Raw genomic sequence first — 4446 nt, 5'->3', positions numbered from 1 at the left:
CAGGACCAACGCAGATTGAGGCGAGCCATGCTGATCAGTGGCTTAAAAGTTTAAAGAGGCATAAATTCAATGAGCCAGATCAGACCATTTCCACCGACGGAATTGATGGATAAAGCAGAAGAGGATGAAGCGATCCGCTTAGCACCGGCGCCAGATCTGATGCAGTGGGTAATTGATAATTTCCTAACGATTGGTGGACCACTCCACAATCCGGATCATGACCATATTGCAGAGCTCATCCATGACAGTGAAGAGTTCCTTGCATTTGCCTGGGCATCATCAGCATGTGTAACTAAAAAGCGCATGGTGCTTGGTCAGTGTGAAAAGGTGATGTTTAACCAGAGCGGATGGCGTAAAGCCCGACAAGAGCAGCAGATGCGGGACTGGTTCGGTTATGTGCCGGTATATCTCATTACGATTGATGCTAGCTTTTGTGAGCAAGCTTCAGATCGTGACTTTTGTGCATTGATCGAACATGAGCTTTATCACATTGGTGTTGAACGAGATCCGGAAGACGGCGAGCCAATCTATAGCGATATGACTGGGCTACCAAAGCATTATCTTGCTGGCCATGACGTTGAAGAGTTTGTGGGTGTGGTCAAACGATGGGGAGCAAGCGAAGACGTGAAGCGACTTGTTGAAGTGGCGAAGCAAGCGCCGTTTGTAAATGATGTAAAAATTTCCAAGTGCTGTGGTACTTGCATAATCAGTTGAGCCATTTGGCTCATTTTTTTTGTCTATTTTGCTAGACGTAGCTAGACAAAGGTAGGGGTATGGCTGCATTAAAAGAACAAGTGAAAATTTATATTGTTCAAGCTCTTGCATGTATGGATACCCCTCAACAGGTTGCAGATGCTGTCAAGCAAGAATTTAACATTGAAATTGATCGTAAACAGGTACAACTTTACGACCCGACTAAAGCCGCTGGAAAAAATCTAAGTAAGAAATTCAAGATACTGTTCGAAAAGACACGAGAAGATTTCAGGAACAATGTTTTTGATATTCCACTGGCCAATAAGTCATTTCGTATTAATGAACTGCAAAAGATGTATGACACAACCAAGAATAAGGTCGTTAAGCAGAACATCATTAAGCAGGTGAAGGATGAAATGCATGGCCATTCAGCGCAGTTGCTGGATCTTGAATTAAAACAGCTTGAGATCGAAAAAATCAGGAATGGTGACGGCGAAGGTGCTGACGATCCAACACCAGTAAAAGTAACCATCCAGGTTGTAGATGCGAGTAAAAAAGATGCCGAATATCAATCCGACACTAAATGTGCCTCAGGCTAATTTTTTACAAATGGAGAAGAAGTTCCGGGCTTTTGTCGCCGGGTTTGGATCGGGAAAGACTTGGGTGGGCTGCTCAAGCTTATGTAATAAAGCCTGGGAGTTTCCTAAGGTTCCTTTAGGTTACTTTGCACCGACATATCCTCAGATCCGGGATATCTTCTTTCCCACAATTGATGAAGTTGCCTTCGACTGGGGACTTAAAACCAAGGTTTATGAAACCAATAAGGAAGTGGATATTTATTATGGTCGCCAATATCGGACCACAATCATATGTCGCTCTATGGAAAAGCCGGCAACGATTGTCGGTTTCAAGATTGGACATGCGCTGATTGATGAGCTCGATGTAATGGCGATGCTGAAGGCCCAGCAGTCGTGGCGTAAGATCATTGCACGTATGCGATATAAACAAGCGGGTTTGCTAAATGGTATTGATGTTGCTACCACACCTGAAGGCTTTAAGTTTACTTATGAGCAATTTGTAAAAGAAGCCAATTCAACACCAGCTAAAAGGGCACTGTATGGAATGATTCAGGCTTCCACCTATGACAATGAAGCCAATCTACCAGATGACTATATTTCATCGTTATATGAGTCTTATCCACCGCAACTGATTTCGGCTTATCTGAAAGGGCAATTCGTTAACTTAACCAGTGGTGCTGTATATCCGGACTTTGACCGTACGCTCAACCATACGGATGAGGAAATTACACCAAATGAACCTTTACTCATCGGTATGGACTTTAACGTATTGAAGATGGCCGCCGTGGTTTATGTTATTAGAGAAGGCAAGCCAAGAGCGCTGGATGAGTTGGTTGGAGTGAGAGACACACCGACCATGTGTTATCTGATCAAGGAGCGTTTTCCAGAGCATGACATCACTGTGATACCAGATGCCTCGGGTCAAGCGACTTCATCGAAAGGTTTCAGTGAGTCGGACCATGCAATCCTGAAGAAGAACGGATTTAAAGTAGAAGTAAACGGCGTTAATCCTGGCATTAAAGACCGGATCAATGCGGTGAATTCGCAGATCCTGAATGCTGAAGGTGAGCGAAACCTTAAAGTGAATACCAATAAATGTCCAAACTTTACCGCAACCTTGGAGCAGCAGATTTATGACTCATTCGGAATGCCGGATAAAAGCGCTGGGCTGGATCATGTAGGTGATGCCGGTGGATATCCGTTGGCCAAGCGGTTCCCGATCATTATCCAGAAAGTATTTAAACGGCGTCGTATTGGCGGTATGTCTTATTAATCAACGCACCTATCACAGGTGCTTTTTTATGGTGTTTTTATGGCAGTTACTGATAAACATCCGCAGTATATTGCTGCACAAAAAAGCTGGCAGATGATGCGCGATGCTGTTGCTGGCGAAGAGCAGATCAAGCAGGCGACTATTCGTTATTTGCCTAAATCAGCTGGCATGATCGAGGCTGAGAAGCAGGGTGATACTACAGGCGAGATCTATAAGGCATATGTGAACCGAGCCCAGTATCCGCTATGGGTTCAGGATTCATTACGGACCATGATCGGTCTGGTGTCAAAACTTGAGCCAGATATCGTGATTGAAAGTTCTTTGCTTAAGGGGTTGATCAATAACGCGACCAATGATGGTTTTGGGTTAAAGCAGCTATTTATCCGTGTATGTGTAGAGCTGCTTGAATGCGGTCGCTGTGGTTTGCTGGTGGACGTAGATGGAGACGGCGTACCTTATTTTGCCATGTATGACGCGCTATCAATCATTAACTGGAAAGAGAACAGCATTGGTGGTCGTAAGGATCTCAAGCTTTTGGTGCTCGAGGAGCAGTTTGATAATAGCGAAGATGAGTTTGGCCATGATACTAAAACCGTGCATCGTGTTTTATCTATGCAGGACGGCGCTTTAACAGTTCGGTTATTTGATGGCGCTTTACCCGAAGATAAAACGCCGGATCTGGGTGGTAATCAGCTTTCCTTTACGCCTTTTGTATTCTGCGGTACCACAGACAACTCACCTGATGTAGGTTCGGTACCATTGCTGACAATGGCCAAAGCTGCATTGAAGTATTACCAGTTAAGTGCAGATTATTATCAGTCATTGCACCATACGGCGCACCCACAACCATGGATCAGCGGATTGGATGATGGAACCGATATCAGCGTGACTGGAGTCATGGCCGTTTGGGATCTACCTAAGGATTCAAGCTGCGGTTATTTAGAGATATCGGGTGATGGCATCGACATGACCAAGAAAGAAATGGATGCACAGAAAAACTCGGCGCTTGAAGCTGGTGCAAAGGTGATTGATACCAATAGCCAGGAATCAGGTGAAGCCCGCCGTGCACGTCAGGATGATCAGCATGCCAGCTTACACAGTATTGTGATGTGTGCTGCCGAAGCCATTGAACAAGCCATTAAATATGCGGCTCAGTGGTTAAAGCTGGATCCTTCCAGATACGCATTTACGGTGAAGCCTGAGTTCATTGTTCAGCAATATGATATCAATCTGGCCAAGCAACTTTATGAAGGTGCACTGCAGGGTAAAAACTCTTTCAGAACATACTGGGAATATATCGCTACGGGTAAATTGCCGTCACATGATTATCAGGATGAACTGCTACGTATTGAAGAAGAGCGGGATAGTCTGCCGTTGTAAGGGGGCTAAATGGCTTCAAATGATCATAAAAATCTGATTGAGATACTCACTCAGCACCAAGCATATTTATATCGGGCATCGTCCCAATCGGTGAATGAATTAACCAGGTTATTTGATTCAGAATCATATGCGATGCTTTCAAAGCTTCGGGATCTGCTGGATGAGTTGAAAGATGCTGAGAAGGTGGCTTTAGCTGGTGGCCAATACACCACAAACAATCTTAAAGAGATTCGAGATCTCATATCTCAATGGTTCGTCAGTTTAAGCACTTCCATTCCTGAAGTATTTGCCGTATCAGCTGCAGCTTTGGCTGTTTATGAGGCGAATTACACTACCAGACTATACGGTGGCAAGATCAAAAAGCCAAACGGAAATAAGCTTTATTCTTCAGCCAAGAAAACGCCACTTGTAGGCGGTGCACTGGTTGATGATCTGCTGTCTAAAATTGCTGAAAATGCCCGGCAAAAGGTTGAGTATGCCATACGGGATGGGATCAGCAGTGGTAAGACAAATCAGGAAATT

Annotated in this window: 4 protein-coding genes and 1 pseudogene; all 5 read left to right on the top strand. The window is 44.5% G+C overall.

Features of this window, described 5'->3' with window-relative positions; genetic code table 11:
• Positions 1-69 precede the first annotated feature (69 nt).
• Positions 70-714 (top strand): putative metallopeptidase, encoded by a 645-nt coding sequence (locus ACNQO6_RS18345; protein ID WP_440209902.1) that lies wholly within the window; start codon positions 70-72, stop codon positions 712-714.
• 59 nt (positions 715-773) lie between these two features.
• Positions 774-1292, top strand: coding sequence for a DUF2280 domain-containing protein (locus tag ACNQO6_RS18340; protein WP_440209901.1), 519 nt, complete (start codon positions 774-776; stop codon positions 1290-1292).
• The gene (locus tag ACNQO6_RS18335) at positions 1252-2544 is read left to right on the top strand and encodes a terminase large subunit domain-containing protein (RefSeq protein ID WP_440209900.1); all 1293 of its coding nucleotides are present in this window, start codon (positions 1252-1254) and stop codon (positions 2542-2544) included. Before ACNQO6_RS18340 ends, ACNQO6_RS18335 begins: the two co-directional genes overlap by 41 nt.
• Before the next feature lie 39 nt (positions 2545-2583).
• On the top strand, positions 2584-3924 hold the full coding sequence (locus tag ACNQO6_RS18330) for a DUF4055 domain-containing protein (protein ID WP_440209899.1): 1341 nt from the start codon (positions 2584-2586) through the stop codon (positions 3922-3924).
• A gap of 9 nt (positions 3925-3933) precedes the next feature.
• Positions 3934-4446: pseudogene (locus ACNQO6_RS18325) on the top strand (phage head morphogenesis protein); the annotation flags it as partial.

This window comes from Acinetobacter calcoaceticus, from assembly GCF_051947995.1.
Classification (GTDB): domain Bacteria; phylum Pseudomonadota; class Gammaproteobacteria; order Pseudomonadales; family Moraxellaceae; genus Acinetobacter.
The sequence above is the reverse complement of the archived record's forward strand: the minus strand, read 5'-3'. Positions and strand labels throughout refer to the sequence as shown.

Excerpts from the sequence above, each read along its gene's own strand:
- ACNQO6_RS18340 (WP_440209901.1), top strand. The coding sequence starts at position 774 with ATGGCTGCATTAAAAGAACAAGTGAAAATTTATATTGTTCAAGCTCTT.
- ACNQO6_RS18345 (WP_440209902.1), top strand. The coding sequence starts at position 70 with ATGAGCCAGATCAGACCATTTCCACCGACGGAATTGATGGATAAAGCA.
- ACNQO6_RS18335 (WP_440209900.1), top strand. The coding sequence starts at position 1,252 with ATGCCGAATATCAATCCGACACTAAATGTGCCTCAGGCTAATTTTTTA.
- ACNQO6_RS18330 (WP_440209899.1), top strand. The coding sequence starts at position 2,584 with ATGGCAGTTACTGATAAACATCCGCAGTATATTGCTGCACAAAAAAGC.